At 64.7% G+C, this 14,970-nt stretch carries 15 protein-coding genes, 1 tRNA gene and 1 pseudogene; 6 read left to right on the forward strand and 11 right to left on the reverse strand.

Features of this window, described 5'->3' with window-relative positions; all coding sequences use genetic code 11:
* Positions 1-197 precede the first annotated feature (197 nt).
* The 3 genes from ACOOGG_RS06585 to ACOOGG_RS06595 are packed head-to-tail and all read left to right on the forward strand — an operon-like array spanning position 198 to position 3,636.
* Positions 198-1,676, forward strand: a complete 1,479-nt coding sequence (locus ACOOGG_RS06585; RefSeq protein ID WP_420433523.1) for a circularly permuted type 2 ATP-grasp protein — start codon at positions 198-200, stop codon at positions 1,674-1,676.
* The gene (locus ACOOGG_RS06590) at positions 1,676-2,695 is read left to right on the forward strand and encodes an alpha-E domain-containing protein (RefSeq protein WP_420433525.1); all 1,020 of its coding nucleotides are present in this window, start codon (positions 1,676-1,678) and stop codon (positions 2,693-2,695) included. The genes ACOOGG_RS06585 and ACOOGG_RS06590 overlap by 1 nt, the downstream gene beginning before the upstream one ends.
* Positions 2,692-3,636 (forward strand): transglutaminase family protein, encoded by a 945-nt coding sequence (locus ACOOGG_RS06595; RefSeq protein WP_420433527.1) that lies wholly within the window; start codon positions 2,692-2,694, stop codon positions 3,634-3,636. Before ACOOGG_RS06590 ends, ACOOGG_RS06595 begins: the two co-directional genes overlap by 4 nt.
* 13 nt (positions 3,637-3,649) lie before the next feature.
* Here ACOOGG_RS06595 and ACOOGG_RS06600 read toward each other — a convergent pair whose 3' ends face one another.
* Both ACOOGG_RS06600 and ACOOGG_RS06605 read right to left on the reverse strand, forming a co-directional pair.
* Positions 3,650-5,434, reverse strand: a complete 1,785-nt coding sequence (locus tag ACOOGG_RS06600; protein WP_420433529.1) for an ABC transporter substrate-binding protein — start codon at positions 5,432-5,434, stop codon at positions 3,650-3,652.
* Between the two features lie 79 nt (positions 5,435-5,513).
* Positions 5,514-6,506, reverse strand: a complete 993-nt coding sequence (locus ACOOGG_RS06605) for a hypothetical protein (protein WP_420433531.1) — start codon at positions 6,504-6,506, stop codon at positions 5,514-5,516.
* A 34-nt stretch (positions 6,507-6,540) separates the two neighbouring features.
* Here ACOOGG_RS06605 and ACOOGG_RS06610 point away from each other — a divergent pair, with 34 nt between their 5' ends.
* Positions 6,541-7,089, forward strand: coding sequence for a UGSC family (seleno)protein (locus ACOOGG_RS06610; protein ID WP_420433533.1), 549 nt, complete (start codon positions 6,541-6,543; stop codon positions 7,087-7,089).
* Positions 7,086-8,141: a hypothetical protein gene (locus ACOOGG_RS06615; protein WP_420433535.1), complete on the forward strand. Its 1,056-nt coding sequence runs from the start codon at positions 7,086-7,088 to the stop codon at positions 8,139-8,141. The genes ACOOGG_RS06610 and ACOOGG_RS06615 overlap by 4 nt, the downstream gene beginning before the upstream one ends.
* A gap of 9 nt (positions 8,142-8,150) precedes the next feature.
* Here ACOOGG_RS06615 and ACOOGG_RS06620 read toward each other — a convergent pair whose 3' ends face one another.
* From ACOOGG_RS06620 to ACOOGG_RS06630, 3 genes are all read right to left on the reverse strand, one after another.
* Complete coding sequence (locus ACOOGG_RS06620) at positions 8,151-8,423, reverse strand: hypothetical protein (protein ID WP_420433537.1); 273 nt, start codon at positions 8,421-8,423, stop codon at positions 8,151-8,153.
* An 86-nt stretch (positions 8,424-8,509) separates the two neighbouring features.
* The gene (locus ACOOGG_RS06625; RefSeq protein ID WP_420433539.1) at positions 8,510-9,325 is read right to left on the reverse strand and encodes a TIGR03619 family F420-dependent LLM class oxidoreductase; all 816 of its coding nucleotides are present in this window, start codon (positions 9,323-9,325) and stop codon (positions 8,510-8,512) included.
* A gap of 27 nt (positions 9,326-9,352) precedes the next feature.
* Positions 9,353-10,123, reverse strand: coding sequence for an SDR family NAD(P)-dependent oxidoreductase (locus tag ACOOGG_RS06630; RefSeq protein ID WP_420433541.1), 771 nt, complete (start codon positions 10,121-10,123; stop codon positions 9,353-9,355).
* Positions 10,124-10,231: 108 nt separating this feature from the next.
* Between ACOOGG_RS06630 and ACOOGG_RS06635 the strand changes: the two are divergent.
* Positions 10,232-11,251 (forward strand): annotated as a pseudogene (locus ACOOGG_RS06635) (MFS transporter); the annotation flags it as partial.
* A gap of 139 nt (positions 11,252-11,390) precedes the next feature.
* Here the strand turns inward: ACOOGG_RS06635 and ACOOGG_RS06640 are convergent.
* The 6 genes from ACOOGG_RS06640 to ACOOGG_RS06665 form a co-directional block, all read right to left on the reverse strand.
* Positions 11,391-11,463, reverse strand: a tRNA-Glu gene (locus ACOOGG_RS06640).
* A gap of 73 nt (positions 11,464-11,536) precedes the next feature.
* Complete coding sequence (locus ACOOGG_RS06645; protein ID WP_420433543.1) at positions 11,537-11,920, reverse strand: PIN domain-containing protein; 384 nt, start codon at positions 11,918-11,920, stop codon at positions 11,537-11,539.
* Positions 11,917-12,147 carry an AbrB/MazE/SpoVT family DNA-binding domain-containing protein gene (locus ACOOGG_RS06650; RefSeq protein ID WP_420433545.1) on the reverse strand — a complete coding sequence of 77 codons (231 nt, stop codon included), beginning with the start codon at positions 12,145-12,147 and terminating at the stop codon, positions 11,917-11,919. Before ACOOGG_RS06650 ends, ACOOGG_RS06645 begins: the two co-directional genes overlap by 4 nt.
* A gap of 50 nt (positions 12,148-12,197) precedes the next feature.
* A complete protein-coding gene (locus ACOOGG_RS06655; RefSeq protein ID WP_420435179.1) occupies positions 12,198-13,259 on the reverse strand; it encodes a methyltransferase domain-containing protein in 1,062 nt (353 codons plus the stop codon).
* A 55-nt stretch (positions 13,260-13,314) separates the two neighbouring features.
* On the reverse strand, positions 13,315-14,184 hold the full coding sequence (locus tag ACOOGG_RS06660; RefSeq protein ID WP_420433547.1) for an SDR family NAD(P)-dependent oxidoreductase: 870 nt from the start codon (positions 14,182-14,184) through the stop codon (positions 13,315-13,317).
* A complete protein-coding gene (locus ACOOGG_RS06665; RefSeq protein WP_420433549.1) occupies positions 14,181-14,906 on the reverse strand; it encodes a VIT1/CCC1 transporter family protein in 726 nt (241 codons plus the stop codon). Before ACOOGG_RS06665 ends, ACOOGG_RS06660 begins: the two co-directional genes overlap by 4 nt.
* Positions 14,907-14,970 lie beyond the last annotated feature (64 nt).

Here is a 14,970-nt window from a genome sequence, read left to right on the forward strand (position 1 = left end):
AGGCAACAACGTGACCGTCAAAATCATCACCCGCACAGGCGCCGAGATGATCGCTATTGCAGAACCGCCCCCCGACTGATTCTGATCGAGTGCCACTGCCGGGGCCGGCTTGCTCAAAGGCGGTTTGAAAACCCTTACCGGCATATTGCCCAACCTCTGGATCATCGGCTGCTGGACAAAGGCTAGCGTCTATGGCCATGGCCTATGACAGGTCTCCCCTGGACAGCTCTCCAGGCTTCTTCGATGAGGTCGTCGATGAGCAGGGGCGCGTTCGGGATCACTATCGGCCGGTGCAGGAGTGGTTCGACCGGCTCTCCTTGAAGCAGGTGAGGGCGCTCGAGGAGCAGCGCAACGAGTCATTCCGCCGCCAAGGGATCACGTTCACGGTGTACGGCGGCGACGAGGGCACCGAGCGCACTTGGCCGATGGACCTGTTCCCCCGGATCATCGACGCCGAAGAGTGGGCCACGCTGGAACGGGGCCTGATCCAGCGGGTCACCGCCCTCAACCGGTTCCTCGACGACATCTACACCGGCGAGCAGGCCATCGTCCACGACGGCATAGTGCCCCGACGGCTGATCACCTCGTGTACCGGCTTCGAGCGGGAGGCCATGAATGTGGCCGTCCCGCTGGGGGCCCGCTGCCTGGTGGCCGGCATCGACTTAGTGCGCGACGCCGATGGCGGCTACCGGGTGCTGGAGGACAACCTGCGCAACCCCAGCGGCATCTCCTATGTGATCGAGAACCGGGCCGCCATGACCAAGCTTTTGCCTGCGGCCTTCTCCGACCTGGCAGTCCGCTCGGTGGACCACTACGGACGCTCACTGCTGCGGGCCCTGCGCTCCATCGCCCCACCGGCCTGCGGAGACGACCCCACCGTGGCGGTGCTCACTCCGGGCATCTTCAACTCGGCCTACTTCGAGCACGCCTTTTTGGCCCGCAGCATGGGCGTGGAGCTCGTGGAGGGGCGCGACCTGGTGGTGGACGACCACGTCGTGGCCATGCGCACCACCCGGGGCCTTGAACGGGTGGATGTGATCTACCGCCGCATCGACGACCACTTCCTGGACCCGGTGGTGTTCAACGCCGGTTCCACCCTGGGAGTGCCCGGTCTGATGGCCGCGGCCCGGGCAGGCACGGTGTCTGTCGCCAATTCGGTGGGCAATGGAGTGGGCGACGACAAGGCGGTATACGCCTATGTGCCCGACATGATTCGCTACTACCTGGGCGAGGAGCCGGTCATCCCCAACGCCGACACCTATCTGCTGTGGGAGGAGGACCAGCGAGCCGAAGTGCTGGAGCGACTGGATCAGCTGGTGGTCAAGCCGGTGGCCGAGTCGGGGGGCTACGGCATCGTGATCGGCCCCAAGGCCACCGACGCCGAGCTGGCCGAGGCCCGCACCAAGATCTTGGACGATCCCCGCAACTGGATCGCTCAAGAGGTGGTCAACCTGTCCCGGCTTCCCGCATGGGCCGGCGACTCCTTCGCCCCCCGCCACATCGACCTGCGCCCCTTCGTGCTTTGCGGCGAGCAGGTGGAGGTGATTCCCGGCGGACTCACCCGGGTGGCCCTGCGGGAGGGATCGCTCATCGTCAACAGCTCCCAGGGCGGCGGCTCCAAAGACACCTGGGTGCTCGGCAACTCCGAGCAGCCCGCACCGGGAGTGCAGCGCTGATGCTGGCCCGACACGCCGAGGACATGTTCTGGGCCGGCCGCTACCTGGAGCGGGCCGAGGACACCGCCCGGATGGTGCGGGCCACGCTGCTCAGCACCGTGGCCGAGAGCCCGGCCCAGGCCATCGACCGGATGCAGAACCTGATCCGCACCCTGCGCCTGGAAATGCCCGCACCCCAACAGGACGTGCAGACCATGGCCGAGAACCTGACGCAGTCCCCGCCGATGCTGCGCAGCGAGGCCGGGCTGAGCATCGACGTGCAAGCCGCAGCTACCGGTCTGGTGGCCTCGCCTGATCTGGCCGGATCGGTGGTGTTCAGCATCGGCTGCGCCCGGGAGAACTTCCGGTCGCTCAGGGACCAGATCCCGTCGGAGCTGTGGGAGCAGATCAACCAATTCCACCTGCGGATCCGCCAAGACGACTTCCCCGCTGCCATGGAGCAAGACCCATTCCAAACCCTCGACTTCATCCGGGTGAGCTGCCAGTCGCTCACCGGAGTGATCAACTCGTCTATGTCCCAGGGCGAGGAGTACCGGTTCTTGGTGTTGGGCCAGATGCTGGAGCGGGCACTGATGACCTGCCGCCTCATCAGTGTCCGCTATCCCGAGCTCGACGGATCGTCCTACGACGAGATGGCGCTCACCTTGCGATCGGTCTCCGCGTTGGAGGCCTACCAGCGGACTAGCCAGTCGTCGCCCCTAGGGGCCGATGTGGCCCGGTTCCTGCTGGTCGACGGCTCGTTTCCCCGATCCGTCCTCTATTGCCTGAGGCTGAGCGAAACCCAGGTGGAATCCCTGGCCCCCCAAGACAAGCCTCCGCCTCTTCGCCGGCTGGGACAGCTCCGGTCAGAGCTGGAATATGCCGATTTCAGCTCCCTGGTTTCCGACCTGCCCAGCCACTTAAACGCCCTGGAATCCGGGGTGCGAGAGGTGGCCGACCTGGTGAGTGCTTACTTCTTCCGCAACGCCGAGGCCTTCGACCTCCACAGCCAGGCCGTAAAGCCGGGGGTGTCGGCGTGAGGCTGGACATCAGCTACCGCACGAAGTTTGCGTTTGACGCCCCGGTGCGGGAGTCCCAGAACGAGCTGCGGGCCTGCCCGGTTTCCGATGAGCGCCAGCAGCTTCTGAGCTACCGGGTGACCGTGGAGCCGTCGGCCAGGATGCTGTCTTTCACCGACTACTGGGGCACCAGGGTGGACCATTTCGGCGTAACCGAATCGCACGCCGACCTAGAGGTGACCGCCGAGGCCTCAGTCGAGACCCAAGACCCCCAGGCCCACTCCGCCAGCCCGGCAATGGAGTCGCTGGGCGATCCCGCCTTCCTCAATGAGCACGACGAATATCTGAAGCCCACCCGCCACACCGACTGGAACCAGGCCATGGCCCACCAAGCCCGGGAGATGGCCACCGCCGACGGGTCAAACGTGGTGAAGGCGGTGTCGGCGCTGAGCGAATTCGTCGGGGGCCGGCTGGCCTATGTGCCCGGGGCCACCGAGATCGGAGAGCCCATCACCGAGGTTCTGGCCAAAGGGGCCGGCGTGTGCCAGGACTATGCCCATCTGGGCGTGGCCCTGTGCCGAAGCATCGGCATCCCGGCCCGCTACGCGTCGGGCTATCTGTTCTCCAGCAACGAGCGCACCGGCAGCATCGACGGCGACCTCGTGCGAGTGCAGACCCACGCCTGGTTCGAAGCGGCCGTTCCGGGCGTGGGCTGGCTGGCCCTCGATCCCACCAATCGGCTGGCCGTGGGCCGCCAGCACGTGAAGATCGGCCACGGCCGCGACTACGACGACGTACCGCCCCTGCGGGGTGTGTATTCGGGACCAGGCACCCCTGAGCTAGACGCCTCCGTGGAAATCCGCCGCATGAACCCCTCCCGCCAGTCAACCTCGCTGATGCGCCCTTCGCTGTTGACCGCGGTCAAGTCCCCCCGTACCCGAAAACAGCAACAGCAGCAATAGCCCTTGTGGCGTGTCAGCGCTCGAGCCAGGTTTCTGCCAAAAAGACCCGGCCCAAGAAGATCTTGAGGTGCTCTCCCCCGTTGGGAAGCGTGAGGTTGTCGACACCGTTCACGTAGTCGTGAGCGGCGGTCAGCCACCGCGAGTGGTAGAGCCAAATGTTGTAGACGCCGTCGGCAAAAGCCCGATTGACCTCCTCGGCCAGCTCTCGCTTCCGCTCCTTGTCGGCGGTGGCGATGGCCTCATCCAGTGCCGCGTCTATCCGGGCGTCGGAAAAACGCCCGAAGTTGAGGGCCGGAACCGGCAGGGGCGGGCTGTAACCGCTGTGCCACCAGAACCGCTCCAACGCCAAGCTGTAACCGCTGTGGTTTACCGAAATGGACACGGAGAAGTTCCCGAACACGGCGGTGGTGACCGCCTCGGCTTGGAGCATCTGGTTGATTCCCACATCCAGCCCGCACTCACCCCACATCTGGACCAACAGCTCGGCTTGCAGAAGGTCCAAGGTGGTGACAGTGGTGGTGATGTCGAAACTGGGCGAACCGAGCCTCTCTATGACAGCCCGGCCGGCTTCGGGGTCGTAGTCGGGAAATCCTGAGTCCTCCAGGTAACCCGGGGTTCCTGGCGAGAACGGGCCGGTGGCGGGAGGCTGTCCGTCCCAAAGCACAGCATTGAGAGTCTGCCGGTCGGTGCATTGGGCCAACGCCCGGCGAAACTCCACGTTGTCGAACGGCGGTCTCGAGGTGTTCAGCAACACATTGATGGTGGCCGAGTACTGCTCGTCTTGCCAGTAGGTCTTGAACCCCTCGTTGTACTCCTCAACTCTCCTTCCCCCGTTGTCGAGGCTGGCGTCCACATCGCCGGCCCGAAGGGTGTTGTACCGGGCATCATCGTCTTCGATCGGGCGGAACTCGATGGCGTCAAGGTAGGGAAGCTGCCGTCCCTCAGCATCGGTGCGCCAGTAGTCGGGGTTGCGTACGAGCCGGGTTGTCTCGTGCTCGACCCACTCGTCCAACTTGAACGGACCGGTGCCGATTGGGTTGCGGGCGCTTTCAGTGCCGAGGTCGTGCATGGCCGGAGCTCCCAAGAGGCCGACCGCGCTGGTGAAGGCCAGGGGGAAATCGACGAATCCCCTTCCCAGGTTGACTTTTGCAGTCAAGTCGTCGACCGCCCCAAAGCTCTGTATAGAGGCTTCTGCAACGACCATTCGCGACAAGGCGCCCGCTTCCAGTTCCTCGAAATGGCGGACCAGGGCAGCCGAGTTCACCGGGGTGCCATCGTGAAACGTGATCCCCGGGCGCAGCGTGAATGTCCACTCGGTGAAGTCCTCATTGGGGGAGAAGCTCTCCAGCAGGAAGGGAATCGGCTCGCCGTCGGCACCCTCGATGACCAGGGGGTCGTAGAGCTGCCGCAGCACTATGTTGCCCGAGGTCGCGGCGGAGGCGGTGATCGGGTTCCATCCCCCAGTGGTCTCCGACTCCAACGCGAACACCAGGGTGCCGCCATAGATCGAGTCGTCTACCGCAGGCGGTGCTTCTACATTCGGATCGGTTGGCACCGCAGCAACAGAAGCAGAGCCCTCGTCGGGGCTGGATTGCTCGTCGGGGCCAGCCGAATCGTCAGGGCCAGCAGGTTCGTCAGGACCGGCCGGATCGTCCTCGCGGGCATCCGTGCCCTGCTCGCCATCGGGAGCGCCCTGTGTAGCCACGGGGGTGGTTTCGGCCACCGCGCCGCCGCGGTCGTCACCGCCATCGCCTTCCCCGCCGCAAGCCGAGGCAACCAGCGCTACTGCACAAACCACAGCCAGCCAACGACAGCGCGAGCCAATACCACTCCAAGACACACCCCTAATCACAGAAGAAGCCTCTCAACCAAAGAGGTCAGAATCGCAGTTCAGGCGAGAGGTAAGTTCCCCTCACCCGTTCGCCGAATTCGGGGCGAGCGAGAGCGTCGGGGCCGTCGGGCACGGCCACACCCCGCTGAGCGCAGTCCTCGGCCATGGTGGCGATCAACGTCGCCTCGTCGAGGTCGTCCAGCCGATGGTCGTACACCTCGGCCTCGTGGGCATCGGCAAACACGAAGGCCTTCCAAGAAAGCGACACCCGCACCTCGTTGAAGGCATGATGCACCGGCTCGTGTCCCGGCTCTTCGATCACCCACTCTCGGTCGGGTGTCAGCGTGATGGCGGCGTCGAATCCGTATTTGGCGTAGTCGGCCTGCGTGCCGATGGACTCCACCCGGTGAGGCATGTAGTCGTTGTCGCCCATCACGCCGTAGTTCCAAGGCGGGTCGACTGTGATCATGTCGCCGTCCCAGCCCTCGGGCCAGTAAGTGAACTCCCCGCCGTCGCCCTCGTAGTACCAGCACACCGCGGTGGCTATCCGCACCCGCCAGCGGTCGAAACACCCCGAGTGCATCATGCAATTGAGCAGCCAAGTGGGATATTGCTCGCGGCCCACCCCCCGGAAAGCGGGAATGTCGGTGTGCCGGGCATACTGGCCGCTGGGGGCGTTGATGTTTACGTAGGTGAAGTGGGGACGCACCACCTCAGCGCTGTAGAGCTGCCGGGCAGCCTCGATGAACCGGGGGTTGTTGACGATGGCATCGGCACCCTCCACCGCTTGGTGCTCGGCGCCCCAAGTGGTGCGAAATACCGGCGGAATCCGCGGCTCGCCGCCTACCACATCGACGAACGAGGGCACGTCGCCGGTCTTGGCGCCGGCCCGCAGGGAGGCTCTGCTCTCGGCGAACTCCGCGCCGGCCAGCGTCAGGGGATGGGGCGACTGCCGCTCCAAGATGCCAAGCAGCACCTCTGAATCCTCCAACGCCTGTTGCATGATGACCGGGGGCCGGGGCAGCGTGGTTGTGCGCATCGCGACACATTACGACACGGGGTAGGGTGAATTTATGGGACGCGTCGAAACCACCACGGTCCTGCTGCCCACCGGCGAGGTGACCGCGCCGGCTAAGCCGCTGGCCATCCGAAAGGACTCGCTGGCCGGCGCGGTGGTGGGCATCATTGACAACGACATGTGGCGGTCGATGGCCATCGTGGCCGACGAACTGTCCCACCGGTTGGTGGACCGGGGCGGAGCAGCCGGGGTAGTGGTGCGGGCCAGCGGCCCAATGCACGGTGCCGATCCCGAGCAGTACCAGCAGGAGATGGAGGCTTTCCACGCCGAAGTCGACGCGGTGATCAGCGGGCTGGGCAATTGAGGCTCGTGTACGGCGTGGTGTATCCACGCCAGCAGCACCCTGGAGGCCATGGGCACTCCGGCGGTGGGTTTGGTGACCGAGCAATTCCGAGGGTTGGCCGAGGCCACGGCCCGTGGGCTGCGGGTGGACAACCAACCTCTGATCGTGTTGCCGTCGGGCTATGACGAGTGGTCGGAGGATGACATCAGAGCCGACATCGCATCCCGCCTCGACGAGATCGTGGACGCATTGGTGACATGACCCAGAGCGTCGCCGTTGAGGGCGGCCCCGACGAGGTAGAGGCCTACCTGCGGGAACGGGGCATGACCGACGGGCTGCCCATCGTTCCCCCCACCCCCGAGCGGGTCGCCGCCGCGGTGGCGGCTTCGGGACTGCCCGCCGACCATGCGGTGGGCGACATACCTCCTCTGAACGCCGCGGCCACCGTGGAGAAGATCGCGGTCAACGCGGTGATGGCGGGATGCCCCCCCGAGGTGATGCCGGTGCTCGTCGCCGCCATCGACGCCTTCTGCGACCCGCAGATGAACGCCCACGGGGTTCAGACCACCACCAACCCGGTGGGGCCGATGTTGGTGGTCAACGGCCCGATCCGCAACCGGCTGGGCTTCAACTTCGGCGCGGGGTGCTTTGGGCCGGGGTCGCACACCAACGCCACCGTGGGACGAGCCCTGAGGCTGGCCCTGGTGAACATAGGCGGGGCCACCCCCGGAGAGGTGGACAAGGCCCCGCTGGGCTGGCCGGGCAAAGCCACCTCACTGTGCGTGGCCGAGAACGAGGAAGCCTCCCCGTGGCCGCCGTATCACGTCGATTTGGGGTTCGGGGCCGACGAAGACGTGGTGACAGTGCTGGCCGTGAACGGCATGTGGCCCATCACCGACATGCACCACGAGGCCGAACAGGTGCTGCACCATGTGACCCACGGCCTGGCCATCAGCGGGCCGTGCGGAGGCCACGACGCCCCAAACCCCTTCCCGACTGTGCTGGTGATGAGCCCGGTCATCGCCGAAATGGTGGCCGGCTTGTTGCCCACCAAACAGGAGCTTCAGGAGCACCTCTTTGCCGAGGCCCGGGTACCGCTGGACTTCTACCCGCCCTACCGTCGACAGCCCACCAGAGATGTGCTCGAAAAAATGGGAGTGGCCGTCGAGAACGACCGGGTGCCGATCGTGCCCTCTGCCGACTACTTCGTGGTCCTAGTGGCCGGCGGCGCGGGCGGGCTTCAGTCAGCAGGGCTGTCGTGCATGTTGGGCATGCCCACCAGCCGCCCGATTCTCAGCGATCCCGGAGGCTGAGCAACTAGATCAGTGGACCTCGAGGCCAAGTTGCTCGAATATCTCAGCTCGGCGGTCCTCGTAGGTTTCCTCGTCCATTCCCCCGGACTGGTATTTCTCGCTCAAGAGGCGGAAATCCTCATACAACTCGGCTTCTGACTTTCCGTTAGAAGAAGGAACTTCTTCCTCCGTCTCAAACGGGTCTTCAAGCTTGCCGTGGCGGCGGGCCTGCTTGGCCGCAGCCCGCTCCCGCTTGTTCTTTTCCCGCTGTCGTTTCTGAAAACTCTCTGATCCTCGACCCATGGCAATCCCTAGTCAGACGTTGTTTGCGCAGAAATGCCATTCTACGCCCCCCACTGGGCTTTTTGGCACATTCCCAGTCGGGGCGGTCAGGCGATAAACCGCTCCGCGAATCGCCGAAGCGAGTCAACCGCTTTGCTGGTGCTCTCCCAGGGAGTGACCACCAGTCGGTGGGCGCCGGCATCCTCCCACCGACGCAAGTCATCAAGCGTCTCGCACCGCCCTTGGGCCGTGATCTCGATGTCGGGCGCACCCAGCTCGGCAAGGCGGTCGGCCGCCGACCGGACCGATTCAAAGGTGTCGCTCATTCCCATCCAGCCCTGGAAGCGGGCCGCCCGTCGCAGCGCGGCATCCGACAGCCCGCCCACCAGAATCGGGGGATGGGGCCTTTGCACCGGCTTGGGCTCGAAGGCCACCGGCTCGAAATCGTAGAACTCGCCGCGGTGCTCCACCTCCGGCTCGGTCCAGAGCCGCACGCACACGTCTAGGGCCTCGTCAAGGCGGCGTCCCCGGGTTCGGGGGTCCATCCCGGCGGCGGTCCACTCGTTGCGCAGCCATCCCGCCCCCATACCGATCAGGGCTCTTCCATTGCTGACGTGGTCCAAGGTGGCGAAGGCCCGGGCGGTGGTGAACGGGTGGCGCAACCCGGCCAAATACACGTACACCCCAAGATTGATGCGGGTGGTCAGCCCGGCCAGATATGAGAGGTACGCCGGGGCGTCGTATACCGGCACGGTGGGCGGCACATTGGGGTGATCGACGTCGCCCAGCGAGCCCTCCATCTCCATTGGGAACACCAGGTGGTCGGCGATCCAGCACGACTCAAACCCGGCCTCGTCAGCGGCCTGGGCAACTTCGACCCATGCCCCCGGGTGCAGCGAGATGAAGGGGAAACCGAACTTCACGATGAAGCCGCCATCGACATCGGAAACCTAGCCGGGGTGAGGCGCAGGCGTGCCTGCACCCAAGCCGCCGTCAGCCGCATAGTCGCTGCCGGTGCAGTAGGAGGCTCGGTCGGATGCCAGCCACACCACCAAGTCGGCCACCTCACCCAAGTCGGCCATGCGCCGCAACGGCACGGTGGCACCGTAATGGCGCTCGTAGTCCTCGTCTTCCCATCCCGGTCGGCGGGTCATGGCCGTTCGCAGCGGACCAGGCACTACCGAGTTGACCCGAATACCGGAGTCGGCCAGCTCCAAAGCCGCGGTGCGGGTCAGCCCTCGGATCCCCCACTTCGACGTGGAGTAGGCCGACATCCCCACTGTGCCCTCGAATGCGCTTGGCGAGCTCAAGTTAACGATGGAGCCACCCCCGCTCGAAGCCATGACCGGGGCGGCAGCTTGGATGCCCAAAAGAGTGCCCACCACGTTGGTGTCGATCACCTTGCGGAACTCTGCGGGGTCGCAGTCCAAGATCGGGATCACCCGCGTGATCGCCGCGTTGTTGACCAAAATGTCCAAGCGGCCGGCGCCAGCGGCCGATGCAACCGCCTTTGACCATTGCCCGGCATCGGTCACATCAAGCTCGACGAATCTGGCCCCGGCCTCAGCAGCGGCCGCTGCTCCGTCGTCAACCCGCTTGTCTGCCGCGGTCACCTGGGCTCCGGTCGCCACCATGCGCCGAACGACCTCTGCACCAAGCCCTCGAGCCGCCCCGGTTACCAGAGCCACCTTGCCGGCCAACTCCTTTGACATCTTCTCCATAAGAGGGACAGGCTACGTCGTTATGAGAAGCCGGCTGGTGTGACCACTAACGCATCCACACACACTGGCCGCCGACTGGGTGAACGGGAGTTCATACTTTTCATCGCCATGGTCAGCGCCGTGTCGGCGTTGGCCATTGACACCCTGCTCCCGGCGTTCTCCGCCATGCGGGAGGCGTTCAACCTCCCAGAGGACTCCACCGGCCTGTCGTTGACCATCACGCTGTTCTTCGTTGGATCGGGCATCGGCAATCTTGTCTATGGCCCGATGGCCGACTCCCTCGGCCGAAAAAGAGTGCTCGTAGGAAGCCTGGTGCTCTACGCCCTGGCTTCGCTGATGGCCACTTTTTCGGTGACGCTGGGCATGCTCTACGTCAGCCGATTCATCTGGGGGTTTGCCGCAGCCGGCCCCCGGACCGCCTCCCAGGCCATTGTGCGGGACTACTACTCCGGCGATGCCATGGCCCGGGTGATGACCCTGGTCATGACGGTGTTCTTCTGGGCCCCGGTCGCCGGGCCGCCTTTGGGAAAGGGCCTGGTGGCGCTGGGGTCGTGGCGTTACGTGATGGCCTTCAGCGTGTTCACCGCCCTGGCGATTGTTCTGTGGTCGCTGCGACTGGAGGAGACGCTGAAACCCGAGCATCGGCGGGCACTGACATTTCGGACCACGTTTGACGGGTTCCGATCGGTTGCATCCCACCCGGTGACGCTGGGCTACACCCTGGCCACCATGTTCTCCGCCGGGGCCTTCTTCTCGTTCCTGGCCAGCTCCGAGCTGATCTTCGACGACGTATTCGATCAAGAGCGCTGGTTCGTCCCCTACTTCTCGATCATGGCCGCCGGCATGGGCCTGGTGGCGCTGCTCAACCATCGGGCGCTGCACTGGTTCCGGGCCCGCAACCTGGCGCTGGCCGCGGGCACCCTGCAAATGGCAGGAGCCAGCACCATGCTGGGCCTGGCCCTGGCCAACGGGGGAACTCCGCCGTTTGTCCTGTGGATCACGATTTTCAGTCTGACCAATGCCTGCCTAGTGGCGTTCTTTCCTTTGGGTCAGAGCTTGGCGTTGGAGCCCATGGGAGAGATGGCCGGCACCGCTTCAGCCGTGCTCGGTTTCACCATGGCCCTGTTCGGCGCCGGCCTAGCCGCCCTCATCGACCAAGCAGTTAGCGGCACCGTCACCCCAGTAGGAGTCGGCTACCTCGCCTACGGCACCGCCGCAATAGCCTGCCAACTGTTCGCCGTGCGGCATCAGCGAAAACTTGCAGTTGTACCCCGTACGGGATTCGAACCCGTGTTACCAGATTGAGAATCTGGCGTCCTAGGCCTCTAGACGAACGGGGCAGGAACGCCGAAGTTTACCGGCTGCGCCGCGGTTGGGGCGACCCAAATGGCGGGCATTCCCCGGCGAGGACACCTATCGGAGATCGCGCCACGCCCAGTCGGCAAATGGCAGCAGCAACTCAGGGTCACCGGTCCACAGCGGTGATTGGTGGCTGACCGCGGTGGCAGCGGCAAAGGCATCGGCGTAGGCCATAGGGTGGTCAGCCTTGATCCGGGCTGCCTGCATGATCCGGTCTGAGGTTGGCACCTCAGCGACGACAACTTCTTGGAGATCGCGGACAGCAGCAAGAGCGTCACGTTCTCCGGCACGCCTGCGGAGGATATAGAACACCTCGCCCAGATTGATCCAGCTGACAATCGGTTTCTGTTCTGCGAGCAGCCCGGCTACCGCAGACGCGGCTGGCTCCCGGTCCTCGAGAAATCTCAGAATCGCCCAGGAATCCAGTACTGCTCTCAATGGCGGGCCTCGCGCAGTCGCTCAGCATTGCGCTCTGCTTCGAGGTCTTCGCTCAGTCCAAGCTCGCGGAATCGCCCCTTGAGCGTTTCCAGGTCGCGGACAACCCGCATCCCAACATGGTCCTCGCAATCCCAGAAACTCACCTCGTCACCTGGCTTGATGCCGAACCGGTCGCGCATTTCCTTGGGGATGACCACCTGCCCTTTTGCTCCAACCGTGTGAGTCATACCATTGAGTATAACTTGTTGAAGCGCATCCAAGCGCAGCGATCTGCCCGTCAGGGGCGGGCTTGGTAGATGATGTTGGCGTTGGTCTCGGTGACACGCTCGAAGCTGGTGAATCCCGCTTGGGTGAACACCTCTCGCATGGCGGCTTCGCCGGACTGGGCACCCAAGCCCAAGCCCACCGGTTGGGCCAGCGAGCACGGGGTACAGAACACCGCTGATGCGCCGTAGGAGGTGGCTGCCATGGGGTTCTCGGCCAGGTTGCGGACGTGGCCATCGAGCGCGAATGGCTCCACCATGAGCACCGAACCGCCCTCGGCCAACTGGCTGCGGGCGTGGGCGGCAATGCCTACGGGGTCGCCCATGTCGTGGAGGCAGTCCAAGAAGAAGATCACGTCGTAGTTGCCCTGGTAGCCCTTGGAGTCGGCCACTTCGAAAGAGGCGTTTTCCAAGCCGGCCTCAGTGGATACCTCGATGGCCTGATCGATGGACGGGCCGTGGAAGTCGATCCCGGTGAAGTGCGACTCGGGATAGGCCGAGGCCAGGATTTGTACCGAGTCGCCACAGCCGCAGCCCACATCGGCTGCGGTCGCCCCAGCCCTGAGCATCTCATCGATCCCATCGGCGGCTGGGATCCACTCGTTGGCCAAGTACATCTCGTACTGGGGACGGAAGAACCGGGCGGTGGAGGTGAACAGGCAAGGGTGGTGATCGCCCCACGCCAGTCCGCCGTCGCCCCGGAAGGCTTCGAGAATGTCGTCCATGTCGGCGAACATGGCTCGGAACATGCCGATGCCGCCGGCCAAGAACGCGGGGCTGACCTCCCAGGCCAGCACTGCGGCGGCCTCGTCGGTCAGCTCAAAGGTGGCATCGTCGTCGCCTTCGCCGTCGAGCTCGACGAGTTCCACGGCGGCCTGTTGGCGCAGCCATTCGGTTACCAGTCGGGGGTTGCAGTCGACGGCTTCGGCCAGAGCGTCGGCAGTCATCGGTCCTGCCCCGGCCATGGCCTGATACAGGCCCAACTCGTCGCCGATGTGGACCATGGCCATGGTGGTGGCCCCGGCCATGTGGGTGGCAACCTCACCGGCCAGTTCGGTTATCCGATCAACGTCGATGTCCATGTCAGATCCTTCGCGGTGATGTATCGGCTGGAACCCTAGGCGGTTGGACTCACGTGGAGTAGCGGCCAGTGGTGCGGCGCTTCCATCCCGCGGCAGCGATGTTGCCGCCGTCGACGTGGATGGTGGTGCCGGTCACGAAGCGTGACATATCACCGGCCAGATACACCGCGGCGGCGGTGCAGTCGTGAACCGAGCCACCCTCCAACCAGGGCTGCGGGGCCAACCCCGACTCATCGTCGGTGCTCTCTCCGCCGAGCAGTCTCTCGCCTTCGGTAGGGATCACATCGGGGGCGATGCAATTGATCCGAATTCTCGACGAGGACAGCTCCAACGACAGGCTCATGGTGAGATTGGCCTGAGCTGCCTTCATGGCCGAATAGATGGAGAAGCCGGGACCAGCCCGATGGGCCTCAATGGAGGTGACGTTGATGATCGAACCGCCTTCTCCCATCAGCGGAAGGCAGCCTCGGATGAATCCGGTGACCTGGGTGAAGTTCTCGGCGATCAGCGCGGCCTCTCCCTTGGGACTGATGTCGGCAAACGGGGAGTTGAACGTGCCTCCGGCGTTGTTCACCAGCACGTCAACCCGCCCATAGGATTCGCCCACCTCTTCGAGCCAGGCATCGCGGGGCGTGGGATGGCGGACGTCGAACAGCCCGGTCAAACACCGTCGTCCCAGCGCCTCCACCGCGGCGGCGGTGCGGGCCATGTCGTCGGCTTCCCGGTCGCAGATGGCCAGGTCAGCACCGAAGCGAGCCAAGGCCACCGCGGTAGCCGCCCCGATTCCCCGAGCGCCGCCGGTGACGATGGCCACCTTGTCGGTGAGCAGCACGCTGGATGGCTCCAATACGTTGTCATCACTCCAGATGGGATCCACCGGGCTCTTGAGCCCGCCCAGAGTCCACTCCCAATCAGTCATACTCCTACCCCCACTGCGGAACCGATTCCATACGTCACGGCCGAAGCCGCAGCCACGAACGCTAGTTGTCGGAAAGAGCCCCGCAAGACAGACCGGCTGGTGGCCAATGCCAACGCGCTGCCAACCAGAACGGCGCCGACCGCACCGAGGATGATCGACGCCACGATGGCACCGTTGCCGCCCCCAAAGAACCAGGGCAGCAACGGCAGCACTGCGCCCAAGGCAAAGGAGATGAATGAGGACATGGCAGCTAACACCGGGTTGCCCAATTCGTTGGGATCGATGCCCATCTCCTCCCGGGCGTGGACCTCCAGTGCTTTCTCCGGGTCGTCCATGATGTTGGAGGCCATCTCCCGAGCCGTTTCCTGATCCACTCCCCTGGACTCGTAGATTTCAGCCAGCTCCTCCACCTCATGCTCCGGGTTGCGGGCGTGCTCCCGCCGCTCCATATCCAACTCCCGCTCCAGCAGCTCTCGCTGGGCTTGCATCGACAGATACTCCCCAGCGGCCATGGAAACCGCTCCGGCGATGAGGCCGGCAATTCCGACCAGGCGAACCAGGCCCTGTCCTGAGCTGCCTCCGGCTACTCCCAAGATGATCGCCAGATTGGACACCAAGCCGTCGCTCACCCCGAACACCGCGGCCCGATACCCGCCCCGGGTCACATTGCGGTGGTGCCCCTCGCCGAGATGCCCCGAGCCGCTGCTCTTTCGTGCGAACACCGTCTCAACCTACCGTTTGAATGGGCGCATGGGCGGTGTATGGTAGAAAAATAAATTCTTTTCT

It is taken from the genome of Candidatus Poriferisocius sp. (genome assembly GCF_965214065.1).
GTDB lineage: Bacteria > Actinomycetota > Acidimicrobiia > Acidimicrobiales > Bin134 > Poriferisocius.

What these genes read in the sequence shown, in the direction of transcription:
- ACOOGG_RS06660 (WP_420433547.1), bottom strand. Translation starts at nt 14,184, where the DNA reads ATGACTGATTGGGAGTGGACTCTGGGCGGGCTCAAGAGCCCGGTGGAT.
- ACOOGG_RS06650 (WP_420433545.1), bottom strand. Translation starts at nt 12,147, where the DNA reads ATGACTCACACGGTTGGAGCAAAAGGGCAGGTGGTCATCCCCAAGGAA.
- ACOOGG_RS06615 (WP_420433535.1), top strand. Translation starts at nt 7,086, where the DNA reads ATGACCCAGAGCGTCGCCGTTGAGGGCGGCCCCGACGAGGTAGAGGCC.
- ACOOGG_RS06630 (WP_420433541.1), bottom strand. Translation starts at nt 10,123, where the DNA reads ATGGAGAAGATGTCAAAGGAGTTGGCCGGCAAGGTGGCTCTGGTAACC.
- ACOOGG_RS06605 (WP_420433531.1), bottom strand. Translation starts at nt 6,506, where the DNA reads ATGCGCACAACCACGCTGCCCCGGCCCCCGGTCATCATGCAACAGGCG.
- ACOOGG_RS06620 (WP_420433537.1), bottom strand. Translation starts at nt 8,423, where the DNA reads ATGGGTCGAGGATCAGAGAGTTTTCAGAAACGACAGCGGGAAAAGAAC.
- ACOOGG_RS06590 (WP_420433525.1), top strand. Translation starts at nt 1,676, where the DNA reads ATGCTGGCCCGACACGCCGAGGACATGTTCTGGGCCGGCCGCTACCTG.
- ACOOGG_RS06585 (WP_420433523.1), top strand. Translation starts at nt 198, where the DNA reads ATGGCCTATGACAGGTCTCCCCTGGACAGCTCTCCAGGCTTCTTCGAT.